Here is a 24,438-nt window from a genome sequence, read left to right on the forward strand (position 1 = left end):
AGCAGGAAGATCCTCGATGACCGCGCCACGAACTCCCCGTCGGCGGCCGCCTCAGCTGGAAGCCATGCTCTTTCCCCGCCTCAGCAGGCCGGGCGGGCGCGGGGTCTCCTGGCGGTTCTCGCCTGTCTGACCGCTGGGGTCCGCTCGCCATCGACATGTACATCCCCGGCTTCCCGGCGATGAGCCGCACGTTGCACACCAGCAGTTCTGCCGTTCAGCTGCCGCTGACGGCCTTCCTTGCGGGCGTCGTCGTCGGCCAGGTCGTCATCGGACCCGTCAGCGACAGCCTCGGTCGGCGGGGACTGCTGATCGGCGGCTGCGCCGGATTCGCCCTCGTTGCCCTGGCCTGCGCGTTCGCCGCCGGCATCGGCACGCTCATCGCCGCCCGTTTCCTGCTGGGCTTCGTCGGCGCGGCCGGCATGGTGCTGGCTCGCGCAGTGATCACCGATCGTTTCCACGGCCCGGAGGTGCCCCGCCACTTCGCCCTGCTCTCCCAGATCATGAGTGTGGCCCCCGTCGCCGCCCCCGTCATCGGCGGGGCGATCCTGTCCCTGTCCACCTGGCGCGCCGTCTTCGGTGCACTCTGCTTCGCCGGGGTACGCCTGCTCGTCGCGGTGCTGGTGAAGGTGCCCGAGTCCCTTCCACCGGAACGCCGCCAAAGGGGCGGCCTCGTCGGCACGTTCCACGCGATGGGCCGCCTGACACACAACCGGCCGTTCATGGGCTGCGCCCTGGTACTCGGCCTGGCCTCGGCCGCACTGTTCTCCTACATCAGCGACTCCAGCTTCGTCTTCGAGCGCATCCACGGAACCTCGCCCGCCCTGTACTCGCTCATCTTCGCCGTGAACGCGGTCGGCATGCTGCTGGCCGGAGCCCTCTTCAGCAGACTGAGTCTCCGGATGCGGGTGAACACCTTGCTGACTGCGGCCACCGACATCAAGAAGCTCGCCGGCAAGGTGGTCCGGACGCCCTACACCCTGATGAGCCCCATCACCCGGCAGTCCGAGACGATCATGCTGTCCGCATGGGGCCACCAACTCAGTGTCGACACGGCCTCCGACCCGCGCGTCGAGCAGTTCATCACCGCCTACGTCCAGGGCCCGCAGACCCCCGAACCGGGCGCCCCCTGCACAGGGGGCCTCACCGGTTTCTCCAGCCGCCGCCTCTCGCCGGGATGTTCCCGGAACCTCCTCACCGCGTTGCCAGAGCTGCGAGACGGCACTGGCCCGGATCGACACGTCACCCTCGCCCAGCACACGCAAGCTGCTCAAACAGCTACAGCGGTGACGGGAACGCGTTCGTGCCGTGGACGACAGCCCATGCGCCACCACGTCCTGACAACCGTGGAAACGCACGGAGCTCCGGCATACAGCGACGCCTGTGTGCCGGAGCTCCCGACGTCCCAGGGCCCGGCGAGGGCCGATGCGCCGGTCACGAGGCGTCGGCTGCCCCGGTGCCGGCCCGGTGCCGGCGGATCTCTTCGTGGTGGTCGGCAGCCCAGTCGATCAGGGAGGCCACGATGTCGTTCAAGCTGGCGCCCAGGGGAGTGAGGGCGTACTCCACGCGCGGTGGCACCTCGGCGTAGGCGGTCCTGGTGACCAGGCCGTCTTGGTGGAGCTGGGAGAGGGTGCGCGAGAGCATGCGCTGGGAGATGCCGGGGATGCTGCTCTGCAGGTCCTTGTAGCGCATCAGGCCGCCGTGCAGGCTTGCGACCACCATCAGCGTCCACTTGTCCCCGATCCGGTCCAGGACCTGGCGGATGAAGTCCGCGTGCTCGACCGGGACCCGGGCGCAGGGTTCCGGGAGCCCGACGGTGTCCTTCTGGGCTGCGACGGCATCCATTGCGGACGTCCCCCTTCGGTTGCGGACACGAGTGTTCCTTTTGTACGGCCTTCCATACTGGCTCATCATGGCGCTACATACCAATCGTAAGTATTGGAGGTCAGAGCCATGAAGGTAGAGATCTGGTCCGAGATCACGTGCCCGTGGTGCGGTCTGGGCAGTCACCGTCTGGACAACGCCGTCGAGCGGTTCGAGCACCGCGACGAGGTCGAGCTGATCCACCGCTCGTTCCCCCTCTCCGACCGTCTGCCGGTCGGTGGAGGGCTGAGCGTGCGCCAGGGCCTCAAGGAGATCCACGGCGTGTCCGGCGACCGTGTGGAGGTGCTCCCGCGCCGGGTCGAGGCGCTGGCCGAGAAGGAGGGTCTGGTGCCCTACATCGTGCTGGAGAACGAGGTCGGCAATACCCGGCCGGCCCATGAGTTCCTCGCCTACGCCTCAGCTCAGGGCAAGAACCGTGCGGCATGGGACCAGATCTTCCGCGCCTACTTCGGTGAGGCCCGGTCGGTCTTCACCGTCGAGGCGCTGCTCGACCTGGCCGACGAACTCGGCCTGGACCGGGACGAGACCCGACGTGTGCTGGGCGACGGCCGGTTTCGGCAGCAGGTGCAGGACGAGGCACGCCAGGCACAGCGCCTCGGCGCCACCGGCGCTCCGTTCATCCTCATCGACGGCCACTACGCCGTCCCCGGCGCCCAGGACACCGACACTCTCCTGCGCAGGCTGCGGCAGGCGTGGGACGCCACCCACCCGCCGCTTGTCCAGCTCCCGCTCGCGGACGCCGAGGGGGCGTGCGGGCCGGACGGCTGCGCGGTGCCCGCCACTCATCCCGCGGGCGCCTGACCCCCGATCCGCTCCGTCCTTCCGCCGGCCGCCGCACGGCCGCCGAGGCAGGCCCTCCTCCCACCTCCCTTTTCGACATACATAGAGGTCAACCATGTCCTACCTGCTGCACATCGACTCCTCCTCCATAGGCACCGCTTCGGTCTCCCGCCAGGTCGCCCAGTCCTTCCGGGACGCCTGGACGGGTGAGGTCGTCCACCGGGACCTGGCCGCGTCGCCCGTGCCGCACCTGAGCGCGGCGGGCGTCTCGGCCCGCTTCACCGAGCCCGCCCAGCACACCCCGGAGCAGGCCGCGGCGACGGCCGTCCAGGACGAACTCATCGAGGAGTTCCTCGGGGCGAGCGCGTACCTGTTCACGGTGCCGCTGTACAACCGCTCGATGCCCTCGGTGTTCAAGGCGTGGCTGGACCAGATCATCGTCGACGGCCGCACCATCAGCTACGGCGGCGAAGGCGCCGCTGTCGGCCGGCCCGCCGTGCTGATCTCCGCCCGCGGCGGCGGTTACGGCCCCGGCACGCCCAACGAAGGCAAGGACTTCCTCGTTCCGTCACTGGAGTCCGTCCTGGGAGACCCCGCCGTCCTCGGTCTCGACGTCACCACGCTCACCGCAGATCTGACCATGGCTCCCGTCGCCCCGACGCTCGCCCACCTCCTCCCACTCCACGAGGCGTCCCTGGCCAACGCTCACGAGCAGGCCCGCGCACGGGCCGAGACGATCAGCCGGCTGCTTGCCGCCTGAGCGACCCCGGCAGTCGCCGTCACGGTGGGCCCATCACGGCCCCACCAGCCCCTTGGCCGAGCCGTTTCCACACTTCCCAGGCCCCTCAGGAGCCCCTCGTGAGCCCAGCCGACACCACCCGACGCAAGCGGCCCCCGGTAGCGTTGTTCCGTGCGGCCAACCGCCTGGTCCGGCCGCTGCTCGCCTCGCGCCTGCACGGCATCCTCAGCAGATTCCTGATGCTGCTGACCTACACCGGCCGCAAGTCCGGACGCCGCATCACCATCCCCGTCGGTTACTTCGACTGGGAACCCGGCACCGTCCTGGCCACGTCCTCGCAGAACACCTGGGTCCCCAACCTGCGCAGCGGCCCGACCGTCCACCTGCGCATCCGCGGACGGGAGTACGAGGCGGTGCCCACCGTGATCGAGGACCGCACCGCGATCACCGAACTGCTCGCCGAGTTCGCCGACCGCAAGACGCCGCGCGAGGCGAAGATGCTCGGCCTGCCCGGCGACCGCAAACCCACACCCGCAGAGCTGCACGCGGCCGGCGGACGGGGACGCTTCGTCCTCTTCCGGCTACGGCCCTGAACGGTCGGCTCACGGGTCACCACCTTCAACGCCGTACTGCTGATTGACGGCCGCCGCCAGTAAAGGCCGCTTCAGTTCTCACGCTTTCCGCCCCCACCCTTGGAGCACCTTGATGCGTGTCACCGTCTTCGGCGCCAGCGGCGCCATCGGCCACCTGGTCGTCCATCAGCTGCTGGACGCCGGACACCACGTCACCGCCTACGTCCGAACCCCCGCCAAACTCACCCTCGTCGATGAGAACCTGACCGTGGCTACCGGCCAGCTCTCCGACACCACAGCGGTCCGCAAGGCCGTGGCAGGCGTGGACGCGGTGATCAGCGCACTCGGCCCGTCGCTGAAGCGGTCGGTGAAAGGTACCGCCATCACCGACGGCACCCGCACCATTGTCGAGGCCATGCAGGCCGAGGGCGTCACCCGGTTCATCGGCCTGGCCACGCCCTCCCTGGCCGACCCGCACGACAAACCGCACTGGAAGCCCAAGGTCCTGCCCGTCATGGCCAAGCTCGCCTTCCCCCATGCCCTGGCCGAGCTGAAGGGCATGACCGAGGCGGTGACCTCCTCCACGCTCGACTACACCATCGCCCGGATCACCAACCCGGTCGACAAGCCCGCCACCGGCCGTATCAAGTCCGGCTTCCTCGGCCACGACAAGGTCGGCTCGGCGATGACCCGCGCGGACATCGCCGCCTTCCTCGTCTCCCAGCTGACCGACCCCCCCGCTACCGCCGGGCCATGCCCGCCATCAGCAACTGAGGGAGAACCCAGCCATGTCCCAGCCCGACGCGGCCGGCCGGGGGGCGATGCCGGCGCCGATACCGTGCGGCCCACGCCGGATCGGACGGCTTCGACGCTGTCGTCCCGCGACGTGTCCTTCGGGCCTTGCGGTGGGAGGCGCATGCCAGGCTCCCACCGCAAGATCCCGACGTCTCATTGGTCGCGGTAGGAGCCGAGCTGCCAGACACTGGCCCGGTCCAGCTTCACCGAGCCGTTCTCGGCGAAGACCTGCACCCCCTGGCTGGCGGGGTCGGGGAAGATCTGGTCGGTGATCACCGCTTCGCCGCTGCCGCCGAAGACCTCGACGGACGACCAGTCGACGAGGATCCGCAGTTTCACCTTGCCGTTCTTGGCCTCCAGCGGAGCTCTCTGTACGCCGGGGAAGGTGCTGTTGAAGTCCACGGTGCCGGAGCGGGTGCGGTCGACGTACAGCTCCTGGGTCGTGGTGTCGTAGCCGATGACGGTCTCCTCGCCGCCTGCGCCGGTGCGCACCTTCAGGCCGAAGCGTTCGGCGTCCTTGAGGGAGAAGGTCGCCTCGATGTCGAGTGCCTTGCCCCTGGCCGCGTTGCCGATCAGGGGCTTTGAGGAACTCGTGACGGTGACGCCTGCCGCCGTCGCCGGGTAATTCTCCCGGAGGGACGCCAGGCTGCCCACCGGCTCACTCGTCAGCCGGACCCGGCCGTCGACGGTGCGCAGGGCCATCTGCCGGGGGGCGCTTTGCGCGCCGCGCCAGGGGGACGTGGGGATGGCGCCGCCGTAGTCCCAGTTGTTCATCCAGCCGATCATGTACCGCTTGCCGCCCGGTGCGTTCTCCCAGGACACCGCCGCGTAGTAGTCCTTGCCGTAGTCGGCCCAGTCGGCGCGCTGTACGACGGACTTGGCGGGCCTGTCGGCGGCGGTGAACTGGTCGGCCAGGAGGTGGCCCCAGCCCGCGCTGTTCATGTCGACGATCTGGATGCGTGCCTTCTTGCCGGCGTAGGGACGCAGGTCGAAGGAGGCCCAGTCCAGGGTCTCGCTGTTGGAACCGGTGGCGCTGTGGACGACCTGGCCGTCGACGATCAGGTTGACGGACGTCTCCTGGGAGACGGGCTGCGCCTTGGTGTCGGACAGCATGATGTGGTCGACGTTGATGTGGCCCCAGCCACCGGCGTTGTCGTCGACGATCCTGATCTGCGCCTTCTTGCCGCCGAGGTCGCTGACGTCCCACGAGGCCCAGTTGAGCGCCTCGCCGTCCTTTCCGGTCGCGCTGCGCACCACTTGGCCGCCGACGAGCAGTTCGACGGCGGTGGGGTTGTCGGAGCCGGCGGGGTGGTTGCCGCCGCCGATGAGGAAGTTGATGTGGTCCTTGTCGAGGGTGAATTCAGGTGAGGTGAGGGTGCCGGTGGTCGAGTCGCCGTTCAGGTAGGTGTTGACCAGGCCGTCGCCCAGAAACCCGGAGACCTCTTGCTGGTTGGGGAGGGTGCCGGTGGCCGGTGCCGTGCCGAAGGCGTCTCCGGTCTTCGTCCAGTCGCCGTAGCTGCCGCCTTCGAAGTCGGCGAGGACCGTGCCCTCGGGCGGAGGTCCCTGCTCCATGACGGTTCCGGGCTCGTGCGGGTGCCGTCCACCGCCGACCTTGAAGTTCATGTAGGGGCTGTCGACGGTGAATTCGGGTGAGGTGAGGGTGCCGGTGGTGCCGTCACCCGAGTGGAAGCTGTTGGCGAGACCCTTGCCGTCGAAGCCTTCGACGGTCCCCTGCCCGGCCAGTGCCCCGGCCGCCGGTCCTTCGCCGAACGCCGTGCCGGTGGTCGTCCACGCACCGAAGTCGGTGCTCTCGAAGTCCTGCACGACCGTGCCGGTCGGCGGTGTGTAGGTGCCCTTGTCCTCGGCGGTGAACTTCTTGCCGTCGAAGTCGCCGATGAAGTACTGCGCGGCCGAACCGCCCGCGATACCACCGGGGTTGATGTTGACGACCAGCACCCACTTGATGTTGTTCTCGTCCCCGTCGACCGCGAGGGGGAACAGGTCGGGGCACTCCCACACGCCGCCCGTCGCGCCGGCCGGCCCGAACTCGCTGAGCAGGTCCCAGTCCTTGAGGTTCTTCGACGAGTAGAACTGCACCTTGTGCTCGGTGGACAGCGACACCGTCATCAGCCAGCTCTTGGTCGGCTCGTGCCACTGGACCTTGGGGTCACGGAACTCTCTGGAGCCGATGTCGATGACGGGATTGCCTTGGTACTTGGTCCAGGTGCGGCCCCGGTCGGTGCTGTAGGCGAGCGACTGTGCCTGTCTGCCCGTGTCCTTGGCGAGGCTGGTGTAGATCGCCACCATGGGCGGGTTCTCCTTCGTGCCGAACCCGGTGGTGTTGTTCCAGTCGACGACCGCGCTGCCGGAGAACACCATCTCCTTGTCGTCGTACGACAGGGCGAGCGGCAGTTCCTTCCAGTGCACGAGGTCCTTGCTCACCGCGTGGCCCCAGGACATGTCGCCCCAGGAGTTGCCGTTCGGGTTGTACTGGTAGAAGAGGTGGTACTCGCCCTTGTAGTACACGAGGCCGTTGGGGTCGTTCATCCAGTTCTTCTCCGGGGTGAAGTGGAACTGGGGTCTGTAGGTCTCGGAGTACGGCGAGGTGTCGGCAGCGACGGCCTGGGGGGCCAGCGGGGCTGCGGACAGGGCGCAGACGGTCGCCACCGCCGCGATCATCCGTGTGCGGGCATGCCGGGGTACACGTCCAGAGCTCATGGCGTCTCCTGTGCCGCGGCGGTCCGCGCAGCGGAGCCTGCTGCTCGGCGCGGACCGACCGAAAAGTGATGTCTGGCCGGCGAGGTCGTCCATGGCGTCGGCCAGGAGTGTCATCGTTGACTTGTGTCATCGATGACATCGAGTGGCCCCGATGATGGGGGCAATCCCGCCGATGCGTCAACAGCCCTGGCGCGAGGAGTCCGCGGACTCCGAGGCGCCGCGGCAGCCCTGCGGGTCGCGGTCGCCCGTTCCCCCGCCAAGAGCTCGCAGTGTCCTCGCCGTGTCGTCGTCATGGACGAACCCATCGCCGCCCTGAGGGCTGCCCGCTGGGTGCGGGGCGTTCCCGTTCCTTGCCACCGCCTCGCGCCGGCATCGCTTGGCCACGAGTTCGTAACGAGCCGTTGACAGGGGCGCCTCGTGGGGCGCACTCTCATCCCGCACTCACTTGCCAAAACGATTGGGCACGACATGGGCAGGCGGATCGGGATCAAAGACGTGGCGGCAGCCGCCGGCGTCTCGGCCACGACCGTCTCCCACATCCTCAACGAGGTCGAGGGCAAGCGCGTCAACCCCGAGACCCGGCAGCGCGTTCTCGAAACGGCCCGGCAACTCGGGTACGCCCCCAACGGATTGGCGCGTGGGCTGCGGCTGCGGCGGTCGAACACGATCGGCTTCGTCAGCGACCAGATCGCCACCACTCCGCACGCCGGCCGGATCATCCTGGGAGCGCAGGAGGAGGCGGCCAAGCACGGCCTGCTGCTGCTCATGCTGAACACCGGCGGCGACCCGGAGCTGGAGCGCAAGGAGATCGATCTGCTGCTGCAGCGCCAGGTCGACGGCGTGCTGTACGCGTCCATGTACCACCGGGTCGTGGAGGTGCCGGAGCGGCTGCGGTCGGTCCCCACCGTGCTGCTGGACGCGCGCTCGGACGACCCCGGCGTGCCCTCGGTCGTACCGGACGAGGTCCTGGGTGGGGAGACGGCGGTGCGCGAGCTGGTCCGCCACGGCCACCGCCGGATCGGCTTCATCACCAACGTCGACGACATCCCGGCCACCCACGGACGCCTTGAGGGCTACCGGCGTGCTCTCGCCGAGGCGGGCGTTGCCGAGGACCCCCGGCTGGTGGTGGCAGATGTCAGCGAAGCCGTCGGCGGGTACCGGGCGGCGCTCCGACTGCTCCAGGCGGAGGAACGGCCCACCGCGCTGTTCTGCTTCAACGACCGGATGGCGATGGGCGTCTACCGCGCCGCCGCCGAACTGGGGCTGTCGATCCCCGCCGACCTGTCGGTGATCGGGTTCGACGACCAGGAACTGATCTCTGATGGCTTGTTCCCCGGGCTGACCACCGTCGCCCTGCCGCACTACGAGATGGGGGCGCGGGCGGTCGTGCAGCTGCTCGCGCTCACGGGCACCCCGGATCAGGAGTCTGGTCCGGGTGCTCAGGCTCAGGAAATGCTGCCCTGCCCGCTGGTGGTACGGGCATCGGTCGCTTCGCCGCCCCGACTCTGACCCCGGAACGGCGAAGCACCACCGATACAGGCGGCCGTCAACACCGGCCGCCGGCGCGGTCTGCCAGGACCGTGCCCAGTGAAATTGGAGGAACCCAGGTGGAATCGAGAACCAGGCGCCTCACGGTGTCGAGCATAGCCGCCCTTGCCGCGGCGGCGCTCGTGGCCGGCTGCGGCGGCAGTGGGAGCACCGGCTCGTCGGGCGCCGACGGCGACACGCTGACCCTGTGGACGCACAACGCCGGCAACGCAGCCGAGTACGGCGTCGTGAAGCAGATCGTCAAGGACTTCAACGCCGGCCAGAGCAAGTACAAGGTCAAGATCCAGGCGTTCCCGCAGGGTTCCTACAACGACTCGGTGGTGGCCGCGGCCTCCGCCAAGAAGCTGCCGTGCATCCTCGACGTCGACGGGCCCAACGTCCCCAACTGGGCCTGGGGTGGGTATCTCGCGCCGCTGGACCTGTCCAAGGGCAAGGTCGCCGTGAAGGACCAGCTGACCAGTACGGTCGCCACGTACCAGGACAAGACGTACGCGTTCGGCTTCTACGACGTCGCGCTGACCATGTACTCCCGCAAGTCGGTGCTGAAGAAGTACGACATCCGCGTCCCCACCCTCGACCAGCCCTGGACCAAGGGCGAGTTCATGGACGCGCTCGCCAAGATCAAGGCGAGCGGCAAGTTCAAGAACACGCTGGACCTCGGCACGGGCGACCCCGGTGAGTGGTGGCCGTACGCCTACTCGCCGATGCTGCAGAGCTTCGGCGGCGACCTGATCGACCGCTCGGCCTACAAGACCGCCAAGGGCGCGCTGAACGGTGAGAAGGCCGTCGAGTGGGGCAAGTGGTTCCGCTCGCTGGTCACGAAGGGTTACGCGCCGCAGAAGTCCAGCAAGAGCCCCGCCGACGACTTCCGCAACGGCAAGACCGCCATTCAGTGGGACGGCAGCTGGTCCGCCCAGGCGAACACGGACAAGTTCGGCAGCGACCTGGCGATCCTCCCGCCAGTCGACTTCGGCGACGGACCGAAGATCGGCGGAGCGTCCTGGCAGTGGGGCATGAGCTCGACCTGCTCCAACAAGGAAGGCGCCCAGGCGTACCTGAACTTCTCCCGGCAGACGAAGTACTTCGTGGACTTCGCCAAGGCCACCGGCACCATCGCCGCCACCGACGCGGCAGCGCAGCAGGTGAAGGGCTACGAAACGGGCGGGCAGTTCAACATCTTCCTGAAGGCGGCGCAGGAGTTCGCGGTGGTCCGGCCCGTCACCCCGGCCTACCCCTACATCTCCACGGTGTTCTCCAAGACGGCTCGGGACATCCTGGCCGGCGCCAATGTCAGCAGCGCCCTCGACCAGGCCGTCAGCCAGATCGACAACAACCTGTCGACCAACAACTACTCCACCGGCAGCTGACCGCGTCCGCCCGTCCCGGCGGATGACGGATGCGGTTCCTCCTCTCCGCCTCCACCTCCGCCGGGACACGTACCTGCCTGGATGTCCCATGAGTACAACAATGACCTCACTGCCCTCCCGGCCCGGCACCGCCGCCGGTGCCCCACAGGCCCGACGGCCGACGCGTAGGCGATCACGGCGCAGGGAAAGCCTCACCGCCCTCGGCATGGTGAGCCCCGCCGTTTTCCTCCTGCTGCTGTTCTTCGTCATCCCTGTGGTGCTGGCCTTCGCGCTGGCGTTCACCAACGCCCGCCTGGTGTCGCCGACCCCGGCCGAGTTCACGGGCCTGCAGAACTTCCGCACCCTGCTGGACGACCCGCTGTTCTACAAGTCGCTGCGCAACACCTTCTACTTCGCCGCCGTCGTCGTCCCGCTCCAGGGCGGCCTGGCTCTGGTGCTCGCGCTGCTCGTCAACGCCAAGGTCAAGGGCGTCAACTTCTTCCGCACCGTCTACTTCATCCCGGTCGTCACCTCGATGGTGGTGGTGTCCATCCTGTGGACGCTCATGTACCAGAAGACCGGGCTGGTCAACGAGCTCATCTCACAGCTCACCTTCGGCGTCGTGCACGGACCGGACTGGCTGAACAACCCGTCCACGGCCATGCCCGCCATCATCTTCATGTCCGTCTGGCAGGGCGTCGGCTTCCACATGGTCATCTGGCTGGCCGGCCTCCAGACCATCCCGCAGGATTTGTACGAGGCTGCCGACATCGACGGGGCCACGCGCTGGGTGCGCTTCCGATACGTGACCTGGCCAGGCCTGCGCACGACCCGAACCTTCGTGCTCATCACCATCACGATCGCCGCGTTCAGCCTGTTCGCACAGGTCAGCGTGATGACGCAAGGCGGGCCGCTGGACTCGACCACCACGGTCGTCTACCAGGCCGTGCAGACCGGATACGCGCAGCAGCAGACCGGATACGCGTCCGCGATCTCCCTCGTCTTCTTCGTACTGGTGCTGGCGGTCTCCCTCGTACAACGCTTCCTCACCCGGGAGAAGGACTGACATGACCTCCGCATCCCCCGCCCCCGCACGCCCGGGCCCCCGGACGCCGCTGCTGCGCATGCTTGCCCTGCAGGCGGCACGCATCGCGCTCGCGCTGTTCTTCGCCTTCCCCATCGTGTTCATGCTGGTGTCATCGCTGAAGCCCGACCAGCAGATCTTCGGCGATCTGGACAGCATCAAGGCGTTCCTGCCGGTCGGCCATGTGTCCTTGGACAACTACACCGGAGTCTTCGACCGGGTGCCCGCCGCCCGGTTCCTGTTCAACTCCATCGGGATCTCCGCCGTCACCGTGGTTCTGGGCATCTTCGTCAACAGCCTCGCGGCGTTCGCCCTGTCCCGGATGCGCTGGCGCGGCAAGAAGATCGTGCTCAGCGCCGTGATCGCCACGCTGATCGTGCCGTTCGAGACCTTCGCCCTGCCGCTGGTCTGGTGGGTCAACCAACTGCCCTGGCTCGAGGTCAACGGCTTTCACCTCACCCTGACCGAAGGCTGGCTGGACACCTACCAGGTACAGGTCCTGCCCTTCGTCGCCAACGCCTTCTCCATCTTCCTGTTCCACCAGTACTTCCAGAGCATCCCCAAGGAACTCGACGAAGCCGCCGTCATCGACGGGGCGAACTGGTTCGGTATCTACCGGCGCATCGTCATGCCGCTGTCCGGCCCAGCGATCGCCACGGTCGCCATCCTGACCTTCCTGCCCGCCTGGAACTCCTATCTGTGGCCGCTGATGGTCGTCCAGAGCGAGGACCTGCGCCCGGTCATGGTCGGCATCCAGTACTTCTTCCAGCTCAACCCCTCCTGGGGCGAGATCATGGCCTACTCGTCGATGATCACCGTGCCGGTGCTCGCGCTGTTCGTGGCCTTCCAGCGGGCCTTCGTCAGCAGCATCGCCTCCAGCGGCGTCAAGGGCTGACCTCCGCCGGGCCGATGGCGCCCGCCCCACTTCGTCTGCCACCCCCCTGTGCCTCGCGCACCCTTTGAAAGGCCCCGTGTGTCCACGCCGCCCGCCGACCCCCACCTGCCCGCCGCGCACCTGCGCCCGCCGCGCAACTGGATCAACGACCCCAACGGGATGGTCTTCCACGACGGCCACTACCACGTGTTCTTCCAGTACAACCCGTACGCGCCGCAGCATGCGAACGTGCACTGGGGCCACGCCCGCAGCAGAGACCTGATCACCTGGGAACAGCTCCCGGTCGCCCTCGCCCCCACCCCCGGCGGCGACGACGCCGACGGCTGCTACTCCGGCAACGCGATCTCCGTCGACGGCCGGCTGATGGCCTTCTACTCCGCCCACCGCACCGACCGCTGGTGGCAGCCGGTCACCACCGCCGAGTCCTACGACGGCGGACACACCTGGGCCAAGCGGCCGGAGTTGCTCATCCCACAGCCGCCCACCGACACCACCATGTACCGGGACCCCTACGTCTGGCAGCAGGACGGCCGGTGGCGGATGCTGGTCGGCTCGGCACTCGCCGACGGCCGCGGTGCGGCACTGCTGTACGAGTCCGACGACCTGGAGCACTGGACTTACCTCGGCCCGTTCCACACCAGCAGCCCCGCCGACACGGCCAACCCGGTCGGCTGGGAATGCCCCCAGTACGCGACCTTTGGCGACCGCGGCGTTCTGATCGTCAGCGACTGGGACCCGCAGGACGGCCCAAGCCATGTGACGGTCCACACCGGACATGAGGAACACGGTCGTTTCACGGCGACCGCACCCCCCGTACGACTGGACCACGGCCCGGACTTCTACGCCCCCGCTCTGCTCAAGGCCCCCGAGGAAGACAGGTGGCTGCTGTGGGGCTGGTCGTGGGAGGCCCGCGACAACGACTGGGCGCACGAAGCCGGTTGGGCAGGCGTCCTCACTCTCCCGCGCGAACTGACCCTGGCTTACGACGGCACGGTCGCCCAGCGCCCGGCCCGCGAACTGCTCGCCCTGCGCGGGGAACGCGTCCTGCACCGCAGTGAACACGTCACCCGATCCGGGCCGGTTGAACTGGGGGAGGTCAGCCACACCTTCGACCTCACCGCGGTCCTGACCCTCGACCCCGCCGGCACGAGCGGCCTGCGTCTGATCACCTCCGCGGACGGCACCGAGTACCTGGACATCGGTCTCGACCCCATCGCCTGCCATCTCACCGTCGACCGCAGCCACGCATCACTGGACGCACGAGCACGAGAGGGCATATACACCGTCCCTTGCCCGGCCGCGCGGGGTCCCCGCACTCCTGTCGAACTGCGCGTCGTCGTGGACCGCTCGATCGCCGAGATCTATCTGTCCACCGGTCAAGTCCTCACCGTCAGGTTCTATCCCGTCGGCGACGGACCATGGCGGCTGCAGGCCCACACCACGGGCATCGGAGGCAGCGGCTTCACTGTCGAGGCGTGGGACCTGAATGCCGTCGGAGTCCGTCAAGAACCACTGCTGGCGAGCCGACCGCGGGACGCATGAACGCAGAGTGATCGTGGGCAGGCAGCGGCGCCGGCAGGAGTGGCCTCCTGCCCGGCGTTCGCTCTGGGACAAGCATCCGTGCGCCGACGGGCACGGTTCGTCGTTCCACCCGGCCTAGCCTCGGCGCGAAAGACCGCGCCCGGAGGCCGACGGCCGGAGGAACGAGGAGAGCCATGAGTACGAGCGAGCAGGCGGATGTGGTGGTCGTCGGGATGGGGCCGGGCGGTGAGTATGTCGCGGGCACGCTGGCCGGCGCCGGACTGGACGTGGTGGGCGTCGAGGCGGAACTCGTGGGCGGTGAGTGTCCGTACTGGGGGTGTGTGCCCAGCAAGATGATGATCCGGGCCGGGAACCTGCTCGCCGAGGCGGGCCGGATCCCCGCTCTCGCCGGTGAGGCGGTCGTGACCCCGGACTGGGAGAAGGTCGCCGGCCGTATCCGTGACGAGGCGACCGACGACTGGAACGACCAGGTGGCCGCCGACCGGTTCACGGCCAAGGGCGGCCGGCTCGTCCGGGGGAGGGGACGTCTTTCCGGGCCGCGCCAAGTCACCGTCGGGGAGCGGACGTTCGATGCCCGGCGCGGTGTCGTGCTGGCCACCGGCACCCGGCCCCGGATTCCCCCGGTGCCCGGTCTGGACGAAACGCCGTACTGGACCAACCGGGACGCCATGGCGGCCAAGGAACTGCCGGCGTCGTTGATCGTGCTCGGCGGGGGCGCCATCGGCGTCGAACTCGCCCAGGTCTTCGCACGCTTCAAGTGCGCGGTGACGGTCATCGAGGGACAGGACCGGCTGCTGGCACAGGAGGAGCCCGAGGCGGGGGAGCTGGCCGCCGAGGCGCTGCGCGCGGACGGGGTCACCGTTCTCACGAGTACTCGGGCGCGGCAGGTCGGCCACGACGATGCCGCCTTCACCGTGCGGCTGGAGGGAGCCGGGGAGTTGCTGCGGGCAGAGCGGCTTCTCGTCGCCACCGGGCGCCATGCCGACCTGGCCGCGCTGGGGGTCGGCACGGTGGGGCTCGATCCGTCGGCGGGAGGCGTGCCCACGGACGGGCAGATGCGCGCCGGGGACGGGCTGTGGGCGGTCGGTGACATCACCGGCCGGGGCGCCTTCACCCATGTCTCGATGTACCAGGCGCAGATCGCCGTCCGGGACATCCTCGGGCAGCCCGGTCCCGACGCCGACTACCGGGCGCTGCCTCGCGTCACCTTCACCGATCCGGAGATCGGGGCCGTCGGGTTGACGGAGCGTCAGGCGATGGAGCAGGGACTGCGGGTGCGCACCAGCGTGCTGTCCGTCACCTCCTCCACGCGCGGCTGGGTCCACGGGGCGGGCAACGAGGGGTTCATCAAGCTCGTCGAGGACGCCGACCGGGGTGTACTGATCGGCGCGACATCGGCGGGGCCGGCGGGCGGCGAGGTGCTCTACGGGCTGAACGTGGCCGTGCACGCCGAGGTCCCCGTCGACCGGCTGCGGCACATGATCTACACCTACCCGACCTTCCACCGGACGATCGAGGCGGCTCTGGGAGCCCTCAGCTGAGCCGCACTCCGTTCACGGACGCGGGCCCGACGGTGATGCCACGGCCCACGGCGGTGGCGCACCATGGCGGCCCGTGACCCGGGCCAATCGCACGGGTGCAACCACCCTCCGAGACGGACGAGCCGCGCGGACGACCCCGTACGGGGCCCTCCGCGCGGCTGTTGTGCGGTGCCCCGTCAGCTGGTCGCACCCACCGCTTCGCGGATCAGGTCGGCGACCTCCTTGGGCTGGGACACGGCGACGGCGTGCGAGGCGCCCTCGAGTTCGACGACCGTCGCCCCGGCCCGCTTGGCGCCGAAGCGCTGGACCTCGGGGTTGATCGCCTCGTCCGCGCCGGCCACGAGCGCCCAGGACGGCTTGGTCCGCCACGCGGCGGCCGAGGCCGGCTCCGTGAACACCGAGGCGGCCAGCGGACGTTGCGCGACCGCGAGGACCTCGGTGGCGGCGGCCGGGACGTCGGCGGCGAAGATGGCCGGGAACGCCTCGGGCTTGATGGTGACCTCGACCGCGGGCTCCTCCGCTCCCTCGACGGGGTACGTCCACTCCTTCAGGTTGCTGACCAGCGGCGCGAGCGGGAAGCGGCCCTGCAACTCGCCCAGGTTCTCGCCCTGTTCGGGGACGTAGGCCGCGACGTAGACCAGCCCGACGACGTTCTCCGTGGTGCCGGCCACGGTGATGATCGCACCCCCGTAGGAGTGGCCGACCAGGACGACCGGGCCGTCGATCTGCGAAGCCAGGGAGGCGATGTACGCGGCGTCGGACGCCAGGCCGCGCAGTGGGTTCGGCGCCGCCACCACGGGGATGCCGTGCTGCTGCAGCTCCGCGATGACGCCGGACCAGCTGGATGCGTCCGCGAAGGCACCGTGCACGAGAAGGGCGGTGGGGGTGGTGGACATGGCGGGTTCTCCTTGTCGGATTTCAGTGATCGTGGAGCGCGGTGCGCAGGGTGCCGACGGCCATCGTGATCGCGGCCTCGGCGGCGTGCGTCTCGCGCAGGGCGTTGAGCATCACGAAGTCGTGGATGATGCCCTGGAAGCGCACGGCGGTCACCGGGACGCCGGCTTCGCGCAGCTTGTTGGCGTACGCCTCGCCCTCGTCGCGCAGCACGTCCGCCTCGCCGGTGATGACCAGGGCGGGCGGCAGCCCGGCGAGCTGCTCGGTGGTGGCGCGCAGCGGGGACGCGGTGATCTGGGCGCGCTCCGCCTCGTCGGTCGTGTACTGGTCCCAGAACCACCGCATGCCGTCGCGGCGCAGGAAGTAGCCGGTGGCGAACTGGTGGTAGGAACCGGTGTCGAAGTTCGCGTCGGTGACCGGGTAGAACAGCACCTGCTGGACGAGGGGGACGCCGCCGCGCTCCTTGGCCATGAGCGTCAGCGCGGCGGTCATGTTGCCGCCGACGGAGTCCCCGGCCACCGCGAGCCGGGAGCCGTCCAGGTCCTTGGACGCGCCCTCCTCGACGACCCACCGGGCGACCACGAAGTTCTGCTCGATGGCGACCGGGTAGCGGGCCTCGGGGGAGAGGTCGTACTCGGGGAAGACCACGGCGGCGTTCGCGCCGACGGCGAGTTCGCGCACCAGGCGGTCGTGGGTGTGGGCGTTGCCGAACACCCAGCCCGCGCCGTGGATGTAGAGGATCACCGGCAGCGTCCCCTCGGCACCGGCGGGCTTGACGATGCGGGCCCGGACACTGCCCGTCGGGCCCCCCGGGACGGTGATCCACTCCTCGTCGATGGCCGGCTTCTCGATCTCGCCGGACTGCACTTCGTCGACCGCCTTCCGGCCCTCGGCGGGCGGCAGGTCGAAGAGGTAGGGCGGGTTGGCGGTGGCTTCCGCGAAGGTGGCTGCCGCCGGCTCCAGGACCGGCTGAACCGGCTCGACGGTGTCGGACATGTAATTCTCCTGAGGTTTCGCACGCCTGATCTGATCTGTAGGTGCGTCGGTCAGCACGCTAAAACCGGAAAGCGGCCGGGAATTGCCCACGAGTGCACCGGAGCTGACCTCACAGCGCACGGAGCAGCGCACGGAGCAGCGCACGAAAGGGTCGCGGAAAGAGGCAGTGCGCTGTCGGTACGAATTCAGTGCGCTGCCGGGACACATGGGCCTGTCCGTCAGCAATAGCGTGACGGCTCGAATCAAAAGCCGTTCGACTTCAGGAGGTTGGCCACGTTGTCCACGATGCCGGTCGGTGGGCTGGTTCCCCGCGCCACAGACGACGCCGCGGACCTGGTCGTCCGCAACGCGAAGATCCACACGGGAGACCCGGTCCGCCCGCAGGCCGGGGCGGTCGCCATCCGCGACGGTGTCATCACCGCCGTCGGCGACGACAAGGACATCGCGCTACAGATCGGCCCGGGCACAAAGGTGGTCGACGCACTCGGCCGACGGATGATCCCCGGCCTCAACGACTCCCACCTGCACGTCATCCGCGGCGGGCTGAACTACGTACTGGAGCTGCGCTGGGACGGCGTTCCCACCCTCCGCCAGGGCCTGGCGATGCTGCGCGAGCAGGCGGCCCGTACGCCCAAGGGCCAGTGGGTACGGGTGGTGGGGGGCTGGTCGGCCGAGCAGTTCACCGAACGGCGGCTGCCGACCGTCGCCGAGCTGAACGCCGCCGCGCCGGACACCCCGGTGTTCGTCCTGCACCTGTACCAGTCGGCGGTACTCAACCGCGCGGCGCTCAAGGCCGCCGGATACACCAGGGACACCCCCGACCCCAAGGGCGGGCAGATCGTACGGGGCCGGGACGGCGAGCCCACGGGCATGCTGCTGGCCGCTCCGAGCGCCCTGATCCTCTACTCGACCCTGGCCAAGGCCCCGGTCCTGGAGGGCGAGGACAAGAAGACCTCCACCCGTCACTTCCTGCGGGAACTCAACAGGTTCGGACTCACGTCGGCGATCGACGCGGCCGGCGGATTCCAGAACTTCCCCGACAACTACGACACGGTCGCCGAACTGGCCAAGGCCGGACAGCTTTCCCTGCGCATCGCCTATCACCTCTTCCCACAGACCCCCGGCCAGGAAAACGACGACCTGGCGCGCTGGATCGAAATGGCCCGCCCCGAGGACGGGGACGCATGGCTGCGACTCAACGGCGCGGGAGAGAATCTCACCTGGGCGGCAGCGGATTTCGAGAACTTCGCCCAGCCGCGCCCGGAACTCACTCCGGACTACGAGGCGGCATTCGAGAAGGCCGTACGCCTCCTCATGGAAAACGGCTGGGGATTCCGGCTGCACGCCACCTATGACGAGACCATCCGCCGCGACCTCGCGGTATTCGAGAAGCTCGGCGCGGAAGGACTTTTCCCGGCTGGAAACCGGTGGCTTTTCGACCACGCCGAGACCGTGTCCGCCGACAGCCTCGACCGCATCGCCGCCCTCGGCGGAGCCATCTCCGTGCAGAACCGGCTGTCCTTCCAGGGCGAGGCCTTCGTACGCCGCTACGGCCCCGGCGCCGCAGCGGACGCCCCTCCGATCCGCGCCATGCTGGACCGCGGCCTGACCGTCGGCGCGGGCACCGACGCCACCCGTGTCTCCACGTACAACCCGTGGATCGCCCTGCACTGGCTGGTCACCGGCCGCACCGTCGGCGACCTGGTCGTCCGCCCTCCGCACAACCGCGTCGATCGGCGGACCGCGCTGGCGATGTTCACCGAGGCGGGAGCCACGCTGACCGGTGAGGAGGGCGTCAAGGGTGTCCTGCGGCCGGGATACCTCGGAGATCTCGCCCTCCTGTCCGAAGACTACTTCGCCGTGCCCGAGCCGGACATCGCCCACATCGAGTCCCTGCTGACGGTCGTCGGCGGCCGAATCGTCTACGCCACCGCCGAGTACGAGGGCCTCGACGAGGAACTGCCGCCCGTCAGCCCGGCCTGGAGCCCGGTGGCGCGCTTCGGTGGCTATCAGGCCACACCGTTCTCCGGCCTGTCGGGCAGCCGCCAGGCCGAGTTGCTCGGCCAGGCCGTCGCCGAGTCCGAGCAGCACCGTCAGTGGCGTGTCCGTCGAGGGCTCGCCCCGGAGACCGGGAGACCGGTCTTCGACCCCTGTTTCTCTCTCTGAGAGATCCACCCCTCACCCACAGAAAGGCACGTACATGGTCACCATCGATGAGGTCACCGCGGTCCCCAGCCCCGACCTGCTCACCCCCGACAACTGCGCGGTGCTGTTCGTGGACCACCAGCCGCAGATGTTCTTCGGTACCGGCAGCGGCGACCGCACAGCGATCATCAACTCCACCGTGGGCCTGGCGAAGGCGGCCAAGGTGTTCGACGTTCCGGTGGTCCTGAGCACGGTGGCCGCTGAGTCCTTCTCGGGACCGCTCATGCCCCAGCTGGCCGACGTCTTCCCCGACCAGAAGATCATCGACCGCACCACGATGAACGCCTGGGAGGACGTCGCCTTCGTCGAGGCCGTCAAGGCGACCGGCCGCAAGAAGCTCGTCATCGCCGGGCTGTGGACCGAGGTGTGCGTCGTTCTGCCCACGATGTCCGCCCTCGCCCAGGGCTATGAGGTCTACGTCGTCACGGACGCGTCCGGCGGCGTCAGCCCGCAGGGACACGAGCACGCCGTCGAGCGCATGGTCCAGGGCGGCGCGGTACCGGTCACCTGGGTGCAGGTACTTCTCGAGCTCCAGCGTGACTGGGCGCGCGCGGAGACGTACGTGCCCGTCACGGAGCTGGTCAAGGAGCACGCCGGTGCCTACGGCCTCGGGGTCGTGTACGCGCAGGCGGTCATCGGCGCCCACGCGGCCGGCTGACGCAGGGCCGGACAGGAACACGTAGGCACAGACAGGAACAGGCAGGAACGCGATGGACACCGGACTGTTGGTTCTCCGGCTGGTGGTGGGTCTCCTCGTCGCCGGACATGGAGTGCAGAAGGTCAGCTTCCGTCTCGGCGGCAACGGCCTCGCGGGCGGAACCGAGGAGTTCCGGCACGACGGCTTCCGCGGCGGCAGGCTCACCGCGCTCGCCGCGGGCGGCACCCAGGTCGGCGCCGGCCTGTTCCTGGCGGCCGGATTACTCACTCCCGCGGCGGCGATGGCCGCCATGGGGGTGATGACGGTCGCGAGCACCGTCAAGTGGCACAACGGGCTCTGGGTACAGAACGACGGGTACGAGTACCCGGTGGTCCTGGTCGTCGTCTCCGCGGCGCTGGCACTCACCGGTCCCGGCCGGTGGTCGGCCGACCATGCCCTCGGGCTGGCACCCTGGCCGTGGTGGATCTCCGTCGCGGTCATCGTGTCCGGCCCGGTCAGCGGGCTGCTCACCCGTCTGTTTCTGCACCGTCCCGCCGTTTCGGAAGGAACAGCCCGGTATGCGCAAGCTGCTGATTGACGCGGCTCGTACGCTGGCTCCGCCCAGGGACGACCGGCACGGCCCGCTGCCGCCGCTGATGCTGGCTCTGACCGTGGTGACCGGTCTGGTCGACGCCGTGAGCTATCTGGCGCTCGGGCACGTCTTCGTCGCCAACATGACCGGCAACGTGGTGTTCCTGGGGTTCGCCCTGGCGGGCGCGGAGGGACTGTCCGCCTCCGCGTCCGTCGTGTCGATGGCGGCGTTCCTTCTCGGCGCGCTGGCGGGAGGCCGGTTCGGCACCCGGTTCGCGGCCCACCGCGGGCGGCTGCTGACCATGGCGACGGCGCTGCAGTCCCTGCTCGTCGCCACGACCGTGATCACGGCCGTGGCGACGCACGGCGAGATGACGACCACGGTGCAGTACACCCTCATCGTGCTCCTCGGTCTCGCGATGGGGCTGCAGAACGCGGTCGTCCGGCGCCTGGGCGTCCCGGACCTGACCACGACCGTACTGACCCTCACCTTGACGGGACTGGCCGCGGACTCCACCCCGGCGGGCGGGGCGGCGCCCCGGCCCGGCCGGCGCGTCCTGTCCGTCCTGGCCATGTTCCTCGGAGCTCTCGTCGGCGCCGCGCTCCTGCTGCACACCGAACTCGCCCTCACCCTCACCCTGGGCCTGGCGCTGCTGCTGCTCGCGGTGACATCCACGGCGGCCCATCTGCTCTCGGCCTCCGACGCCGCATGGATCAAGCCGCAACCCTGACGTGTTCTACCGCCGGCGGGAGCGGGCACCCGGGCCTGCCGTGTCCCGCCACTCGCTGGGCGACATGCCGTACGCGGCCCGGAACACCCGGCTGAAGTGCGTGGCGCTCAGGAAGCCCCAGCGACCCGCGACCGCGGCGATGGTCTGCCGCCCACGGACCCGGTGCATCAGGTCGCGACGGCACTCCTCCAGGCGACGGCGCTGGATCCACCGGCCGACGGTCGTGCCCTCGTCCTGGAACAGCTTGTGCAGGTAGCGCACCGAGATGTGATGGGCCCCGGCGATCACTTCCGGCGACAGGTCCGCGTCGGCCAGATGCAGATCGATGAACCGCAGGATCCGCGACAGCATCGGCGACTTGGCGTCGGGCGTGCCCGTCGCGTCCCTGCCCAGCTGTTCCGTGGCCAGGGTGGCCAGGAGGTTGACGGCGTTCCAGGCGAGCATCTCCCCGACCGGGGGCTGTGACGAGGGGACCGTGTCCGCGAGTTCGGACAGGAACGGCGACAGCAGGGCTCCCAGTCGGGAGGACCGGCTGACCGGAGCCGCCATCACGTGCCGTACGTCGTGCTCGTCCAGCCCCAGCGTCTCGCGCGCCAGGAGGAAGACCTTCAGACGGGCGTGCCCGGGAAAGTCCAGCAGCGGAGGACGGTCCGCGTCGTAGAAGCAGATGTCTCCGGGACCGAGGCCGACGTCCTGTGCGCGATCCCCGGCCGGGCCGCAGCCTCGTATGCCGACCAGGAGGTACTCGCCGTTGCTTCGGGCGATCAGTTTGTGGGCCCCTGGTCGGGGCCACGGCTCTCCGGGCAGCTGCGTGGGCGTCCCGTCCGTGACGACGATGGCGAGGCCCATGGACATCGGGAACACCGTTTCGCCGCCCTCGGCCTGGATGGTGCTCATGCCAGACGTCATATGTCTTCGCCTCCGTGCGGGCCGAATCAAGTCATTCACTGCCCACGGAGCCTAGGAATGATGATGTGCAAAAAGAGTGACAGAGAAGTGAGGGCGGCGATCCGCCGCCTATACGCGGCCGGTGTGCGGGATGTGAGCCGACAGGCGCTGCCGCGCGGCCTGGCGTTCCGTCAGCGAGTCGTGCTCTGCGCTGAGTTCGGCGGCGAACACACGCAGCAGGTCGTGCTGGGTGTAGCGCCCCGGGGTGTGTTCGGTGAGGAGATGGGCGTCGGCGAGTTCATCGAGGATCAGACGCACTCTGCGGGCAGGGTGGTCGGCCAGGGCTGCGGCGGCGTCCGTCGCGATGTCCGGGCCGGGGTGCACTGACAGCAGGCGGAACAGCCGGGCGCTGTCGGGCGGCAGACTCCGGTACGAGCATGCGAAGGCGGTGCGGGCGTCTGCTGTGCTGTCTGTGCCGTCTGTGCCGTCTGTTCTGTCTGTGCCGGCGAAGGCGTCGAGGCTCCCCTCGGAGAGGCGCAGTTCAGCCGCGATGGCCGCGAGGGGGACCTCGGGGCGGCTGATGGCCCGGGCGGCCACGATGGCCAGAGCCAACGGCAGCCGACCGCAGCGCTCGACGATCTCATCGGCCGCCGCGGGCTCGGCGGTCACACGCTCGTGGCCGATGCGCACGGCGAGCACGGCCCGGGCGTCCGCGGCGGACGGCAGGCCAAGGCGCAGCGGGTGGGCACCCGAGGCGATCAGGCTGGGCAGGCCGTTGCGACTGGTGACCAGCGTCAGGCAGCCGGGCGAGGCGGGCAGCAACGGCCGCACCTGCTCGGTTCCGGAGGCGTCGTCCAGCAGGATGAGAACCCGTCGGCCCGACAGCACACTGCGGTACAGACCGGCGAGGGCGTCCAGACCGTTCGGCAGATGACGGGACACGCCCAGCCCGGTGAGCATCCCGCGCAGTGCCTCCGCGGGTTCCAGGGGCGCCCTGGAAGGGTCGAAGCCCCGTAGCTCGACGTGGAGTTGACCATCCGGAAACCGATCGGCGACCGCATGGGCGCCATGGATGGCGAGCGTGCTCTTTCCGATGCCCGCCATACCGCTGATGAGAACGCCGGCGGGCGCCCCGGCGTAGTCCGACGCCGCCTCGATGATCTCCAGCAGCCTGCCGAGCTCGGCCCGCCTGCCGCTGAAGTCCGCCCCGTCGGGCGGCAATTGGGCAGGGCGGACCACGGGCTCCGGTGCTTCAGCCCGTGCCGTCCGCTGTTCATGGGCGGTGGCGGAGCCGGTCGGCCGGAGCTCCTGACGGAGCACCCGCATGTGTGCCTCGGACAGTTCGACGCCGGGCGAGACGCCTAACTCCTCGGCGAGCAGCCGTCGTACGGCCTTGTACGCCGCCAGTGCGTCGGCCTGCAGCCCGGCGGCGGCGAGCGACATGACGAGCCTGGAGTGCAGCGGCTCGTTCAGGGGGTCGAGTTCGACGGCGCGGCGCAGCCGTGGCAGGACCTGCTCCGTTCTGCCGCACAACAGCGCCGCGTCGGCCGCCATCACGGTCGTGTGCACGAGCTCGCGTTCCACGGCGGCGAACGCGGCGTGTTCTCGCACGGATACCGGGATTCCCATCGCCACCGGACCCCGCCACCCGCTCAGTGCCTCGACGAAGTGCCGCAGCGCCACCTCGGGTCTTCCGGTGGCGGCTGCCCGCTTGCCGCGCTTGGTGAGATCCCGGAACCTCAGCAGGTCGAGCTCGTCCTCGCCCGCCTCCAGCAGATAACCACCGGCACGGCGCAGCAGCCGGCGTCCGGGCGCCCGAGGCGGCAGGCTGGGCTCGAGCAGCCGACGCAGTGAACCGGCGTAACGGCGCACCACGTTCAGCGCGCTGGCCGGCGGTCGTTCGGACCACAGCACGTCGACGATCTCGCTCATCGGCACGGGCCGGCCGGCCCGCACCAGGAGCAGTCCCAGCAGGGCACGCTGCTGGGGGAACCCGAGATCGAGCTCGCTGTCCCCCCGGCACACCCGAAGCGTGCCCAGTACCTCGAACCGCAT

At 69.4% G+C, this 24,438-nt stretch carries 21 protein-coding genes; 15 read left to right on the plus strand and 6 right to left on the minus strand.

What is annotated here, in order from left to right:
- The first annotated feature begins 179 nt into the window (after positions 1-179).
- On the plus strand, positions 180-1,550 hold the full coding sequence (locus FGD71_RS25290) for an MFS transporter (RefSeq protein WP_240436754.1): 1,371 nt from the start codon (positions 180-182) through the stop codon (positions 1,548-1,550).
- On the opposite strand, the gene FGD71_RS25295 is transcribed toward FGD71_RS25290, so the two are convergent.
- Positions 1,432-1,842, minus strand: coding sequence for a winged helix-turn-helix transcriptional regulator (locus FGD71_RS25295; RefSeq protein ID WP_119102817.1), 411 nt, complete (start codon positions 1,840-1,842; stop codon positions 1,432-1,434). The two genes, FGD71_RS25290 and FGD71_RS25295, sit on opposite strands and share 119 nt — an antisense overlap.
- 108 nt (positions 1,843-1,950) lie before the next feature.
- Between FGD71_RS25295 and FGD71_RS25300 the strand changes: the two genes are divergently transcribed.
- The 4 genes from FGD71_RS25300 (at position 1,951) to FGD71_RS25315 (ending at position 4,936) form a co-directional block, all read left to right on the plus strand.
- On the plus strand, positions 1,951-2,682 hold the full coding sequence (locus FGD71_RS25300; protein WP_119102818.1) for a DsbA family oxidoreductase: 732 nt from the start codon (positions 1,951-1,953) through the stop codon (positions 2,680-2,682).
- Positions 2,683-2,776: 94 nt separating this feature from the next.
- Entirely contained in the window at positions 2,777-3,421 is a 645-nt protein-coding gene (locus FGD71_RS25305; protein ID WP_119102819.1) for an FMN-dependent NADH-azoreductase, read from the plus strand.
- A gap of 98 nt (positions 3,422-3,519) precedes the next feature.
- Positions 3,520-3,993 carry a nitroreductase/quinone reductase family protein gene (locus tag FGD71_RS25310; RefSeq protein WP_240436755.1) on the plus strand — a complete coding sequence of 158 codons (474 nt, stop codon included), beginning with the start codon at positions 3,520-3,522 and terminating at the stop codon, positions 3,991-3,993.
- A gap of 112 nt (positions 3,994-4,105) precedes the next feature.
- On the plus strand, positions 4,106-4,936 hold the full coding sequence (locus FGD71_RS25315; RefSeq protein WP_240436756.1) for an NAD(P)-dependent oxidoreductase: 831 nt from the start codon (positions 4,106-4,108) through the stop codon (positions 4,934-4,936).
- Here the strand turns inward: FGD71_RS25315 and FGD71_RS25320 are convergent.
- A complete protein-coding gene (locus FGD71_RS25320) occupies positions 4,921-7,485 on the minus strand; it encodes a glycoside hydrolase family 32 protein (RefSeq protein WP_119102905.1) in 2,565 nt (854 codons plus the stop codon). The two genes, FGD71_RS25315 and FGD71_RS25320, sit on opposite strands and share 16 nt — an antisense overlap.
- Before the next feature lie 468 nt (positions 7,486-7,953).
- Here FGD71_RS25320 and FGD71_RS25325 point away from each other — a divergent pair, with 468 nt between their 5' ends.
- From FGD71_RS25325 to FGD71_RS25350, 6 genes are all read left to right on the plus strand, one after another.
- Positions 7,954-8,994, plus strand: a complete 1,041-nt coding sequence (locus FGD71_RS25325; protein ID WP_119102820.1) for a LacI family DNA-binding transcriptional regulator — start codon at positions 7,954-7,956, stop codon at positions 8,992-8,994.
- Between the two features lie 98 nt (positions 8,995-9,092).
- Positions 9,093-10,400, plus strand: a complete 1,308-nt coding sequence (locus FGD71_RS25330) for an extracellular solute-binding protein (protein ID WP_119102821.1) — start codon at positions 9,093-9,095, stop codon at positions 10,398-10,400.
- Between the two features lie 88 nt (positions 10,401-10,488).
- A complete protein-coding gene (locus FGD71_RS25335) occupies positions 10,489-11,445 on the plus strand; it encodes a carbohydrate ABC transporter permease (RefSeq protein ID WP_119102822.1) in 957 nt (318 codons plus the stop codon).
- 1 nt (position 11,446) lies between these two features.
- Positions 11,447-12,358, plus strand: a complete 912-nt coding sequence (locus FGD71_RS25340; RefSeq protein WP_240436757.1) for a carbohydrate ABC transporter permease — start codon at positions 11,447-11,449, stop codon at positions 12,356-12,358.
- A gap of 78 nt (positions 12,359-12,436) precedes the next feature.
- The gene (locus FGD71_RS25345) at positions 12,437-13,900 is read left to right on the plus strand and encodes a glycoside hydrolase family 32 protein (protein ID WP_119102823.1); all 1,464 of its coding nucleotides are present in this window, start codon (positions 12,437-12,439) and stop codon (positions 13,898-13,900) included.
- Between the two features lie 173 nt (positions 13,901-14,073).
- A complete protein-coding gene (locus tag FGD71_RS25350) occupies positions 14,074-15,441 on the plus strand; it encodes a dihydrolipoyl dehydrogenase family protein (protein WP_119102824.1) in 1,368 nt (455 codons plus the stop codon).
- Between the two features lie 176 nt (positions 15,442-15,617).
- Here the strand turns inward: FGD71_RS25350 and FGD71_RS25355 are convergent, their stop codons facing one another.
- Positions 15,618-16,337: an alpha/beta fold hydrolase gene (locus tag FGD71_RS25355; RefSeq protein WP_119102825.1), complete on the minus strand. Its 720-nt coding sequence runs from the start codon at positions 16,335-16,337 to the stop codon at positions 15,618-15,620.
- Positions 16,338-16,359: 22 nt separating this feature from the next.
- Entirely contained in the window at positions 16,360-17,331 is a 972-nt protein-coding gene (locus FGD71_RS25360; RefSeq protein WP_119102826.1) for an alpha/beta hydrolase, read from the minus strand.
- Between the two features lie 285 nt (positions 17,332-17,616).
- On the opposite strand from FGD71_RS25360, the gene FGD71_RS25365 reads away from it, so the two are divergent.
- Genes FGD71_RS25365 through FGD71_RS25380 form a run of 4 tightly spaced genes read left to right on the plus strand, consistent with a single transcriptional unit; the run spans position 17,617 to position 21,495 of the window.
- Positions 17,617-19,497 carry an amidohydrolase gene (locus FGD71_RS25365; protein ID WP_240436767.1) on the plus strand — a complete coding sequence of 627 codons (1,881 nt, stop codon included), beginning with the start codon at positions 17,617-17,619 and terminating at the stop codon, positions 19,495-19,497.
- Between the two features lie 34 nt (positions 19,498-19,531).
- Positions 19,532-20,194, plus strand: a complete 663-nt coding sequence (locus FGD71_RS25370) for a hydrolase (RefSeq protein ID WP_119102828.1) — start codon at positions 19,532-19,534, stop codon at positions 20,192-20,194.
- Between the two features lie 52 nt (positions 20,195-20,246).
- Positions 20,247-20,771, plus strand: coding sequence for a DoxX family protein (locus FGD71_RS25375; protein ID WP_119102829.1), 525 nt, complete (start codon positions 20,247-20,249; stop codon positions 20,769-20,771).
- Positions 20,752-21,495: a YoaK family protein gene (locus FGD71_RS25380; RefSeq protein WP_119102907.1), complete on the plus strand. Its 744-nt coding sequence runs from the start codon at positions 20,752-20,754 to the stop codon at positions 21,493-21,495. Before FGD71_RS25375 ends, FGD71_RS25380 begins: the two co-directional genes overlap by 20 nt.
- Positions 21,496-21,501: 6 nt before the next feature.
- On the opposite strand, the gene FGD71_RS25385 is transcribed toward FGD71_RS25380, so the two are convergent.
- Together FGD71_RS25385 and FGD71_RS25390 are read right to left on the minus strand one after the other, a co-directional pair.
- Positions 21,502-22,392: a helix-turn-helix domain-containing protein gene (locus tag FGD71_RS25385; protein WP_240436758.1), complete on the minus strand. Its 891-nt coding sequence runs from the start codon at positions 22,390-22,392 to the stop codon at positions 21,502-21,504.
- A 120-nt stretch (positions 22,393-22,512) separates the two neighbouring features.
- The gene (locus tag FGD71_RS25390; protein WP_119102831.1) at positions 22,513-24,438 is read right to left on the minus strand and encodes an AfsR/SARP family transcriptional regulator; all 1,926 of its coding nucleotides are present in this window, start codon (positions 24,436-24,438) and stop codon (positions 22,513-22,515) included.

This window comes from Streptomyces sporangiiformans, assembly GCF_005768555.2.
GTDB lineage: Bacteria > Actinomycetota > Actinomycetes > Streptomycetales > Streptomycetaceae > Streptomyces > Streptomyces sporangiiformans.

Bases quoted from the DNA above. Each gene is read 5' to 3' on its own strand.
- FGD71_RS25290 (WP_240436754.1), top strand. From the start codon at position 180: ATGAGCCGCACGTTGCACACCAGCAGTTCTGCCGTTCAGCTGCCGCTG.
- FGD71_RS25295 (WP_119102817.1), bottom strand. From the start codon at position 1,842: ATGGATGCCGTCGCAGCCCAGAAGGACACCGTCGGGCTCCCGGAACCC.
- FGD71_RS25300 (WP_119102818.1), top strand. From the start codon at position 1,951: ATGAAGGTAGAGATCTGGTCCGAGATCACGTGCCCGTGGTGCGGTCTG.
- FGD71_RS25305 (WP_119102819.1), top strand. From the start codon at position 2,777: ATGTCCTACCTGCTGCACATCGACTCCTCCTCCATAGGCACCGCTTCG.
- FGD71_RS25315 (WP_240436756.1), top strand. From the start codon at position 4,106: ATGCGTGTCACCGTCTTCGGCGCCAGCGGCGCCATCGGCCACCTGGTC.
- FGD71_RS25320 (WP_119102905.1), bottom strand. From the start codon at position 7,485: ATGAGCTCTGGACGTGTACCCCGGCATGCCCGCACACGGATGATCGCG.
- FGD71_RS25325 (WP_119102820.1), top strand. From the start codon at position 7,954: ATGGGCAGGCGGATCGGGATCAAAGACGTGGCGGCAGCCGCCGGCGTC.
- FGD71_RS25335 (WP_119102822.1), top strand. From the start codon at position 10,489: ATGAGTACAACAATGACCTCACTGCCCTCCCGGCCCGGCACCGCCGCC.
- FGD71_RS25340 (WP_240436757.1), top strand. From the start codon at position 11,447: ATGACCTCCGCATCCCCCGCCCCCGCACGCCCGGGCCCCCGGACGCCG.
- FGD71_RS25350 (WP_119102824.1), top strand. From the start codon at position 14,074: ATGAGTACGAGCGAGCAGGCGGATGTGGTGGTCGTCGGGATGGGGCCG.
- FGD71_RS25355 (WP_119102825.1), bottom strand. From the start codon at position 16,337: ATGTCCACCACCCCCACCGCCCTTCTCGTGCACGGTGCCTTCGCGGAC.
- FGD71_RS25360 (WP_119102826.1), bottom strand. From the start codon at position 17,331: ATGTCCGACACCGTCGAGCCGGTTCAGCCGGTCCTGGAGCCGGCGGCA.
- FGD71_RS25365 (WP_240436767.1), top strand. From the start codon at position 17,617: ATGCCGGTCGGTGGGCTGGTTCCCCGCGCCACAGACGACGCCGCGGAC.
- FGD71_RS25370 (WP_119102828.1), top strand. From the start codon at position 19,532: ATGGTCACCATCGATGAGGTCACCGCGGTCCCCAGCCCCGACCTGCTC.
- FGD71_RS25375 (WP_119102829.1), top strand. From the start codon at position 20,247: ATGGACACCGGACTGTTGGTTCTCCGGCTGGTGGTGGGTCTCCTCGTC.
- FGD71_RS25380 (WP_119102907.1), top strand. From the start codon at position 20,752: ATGCGCAAGCTGCTGATTGACGCGGCTCGTACGCTGGCTCCGCCCAGG.
- FGD71_RS25385 (WP_240436758.1), bottom strand. From the start codon at position 22,392: ATGAGCACCATCCAGGCCGAGGGCGGCGAAACGGTGTTCCCGATGTCC.
- FGD71_RS25390 (WP_119102831.1), bottom strand. From the start codon at position 24,438: ATGCGGTTCGAGGTACTGGGCACGCTTCGGGTGTGCCGGGGGGACAGC.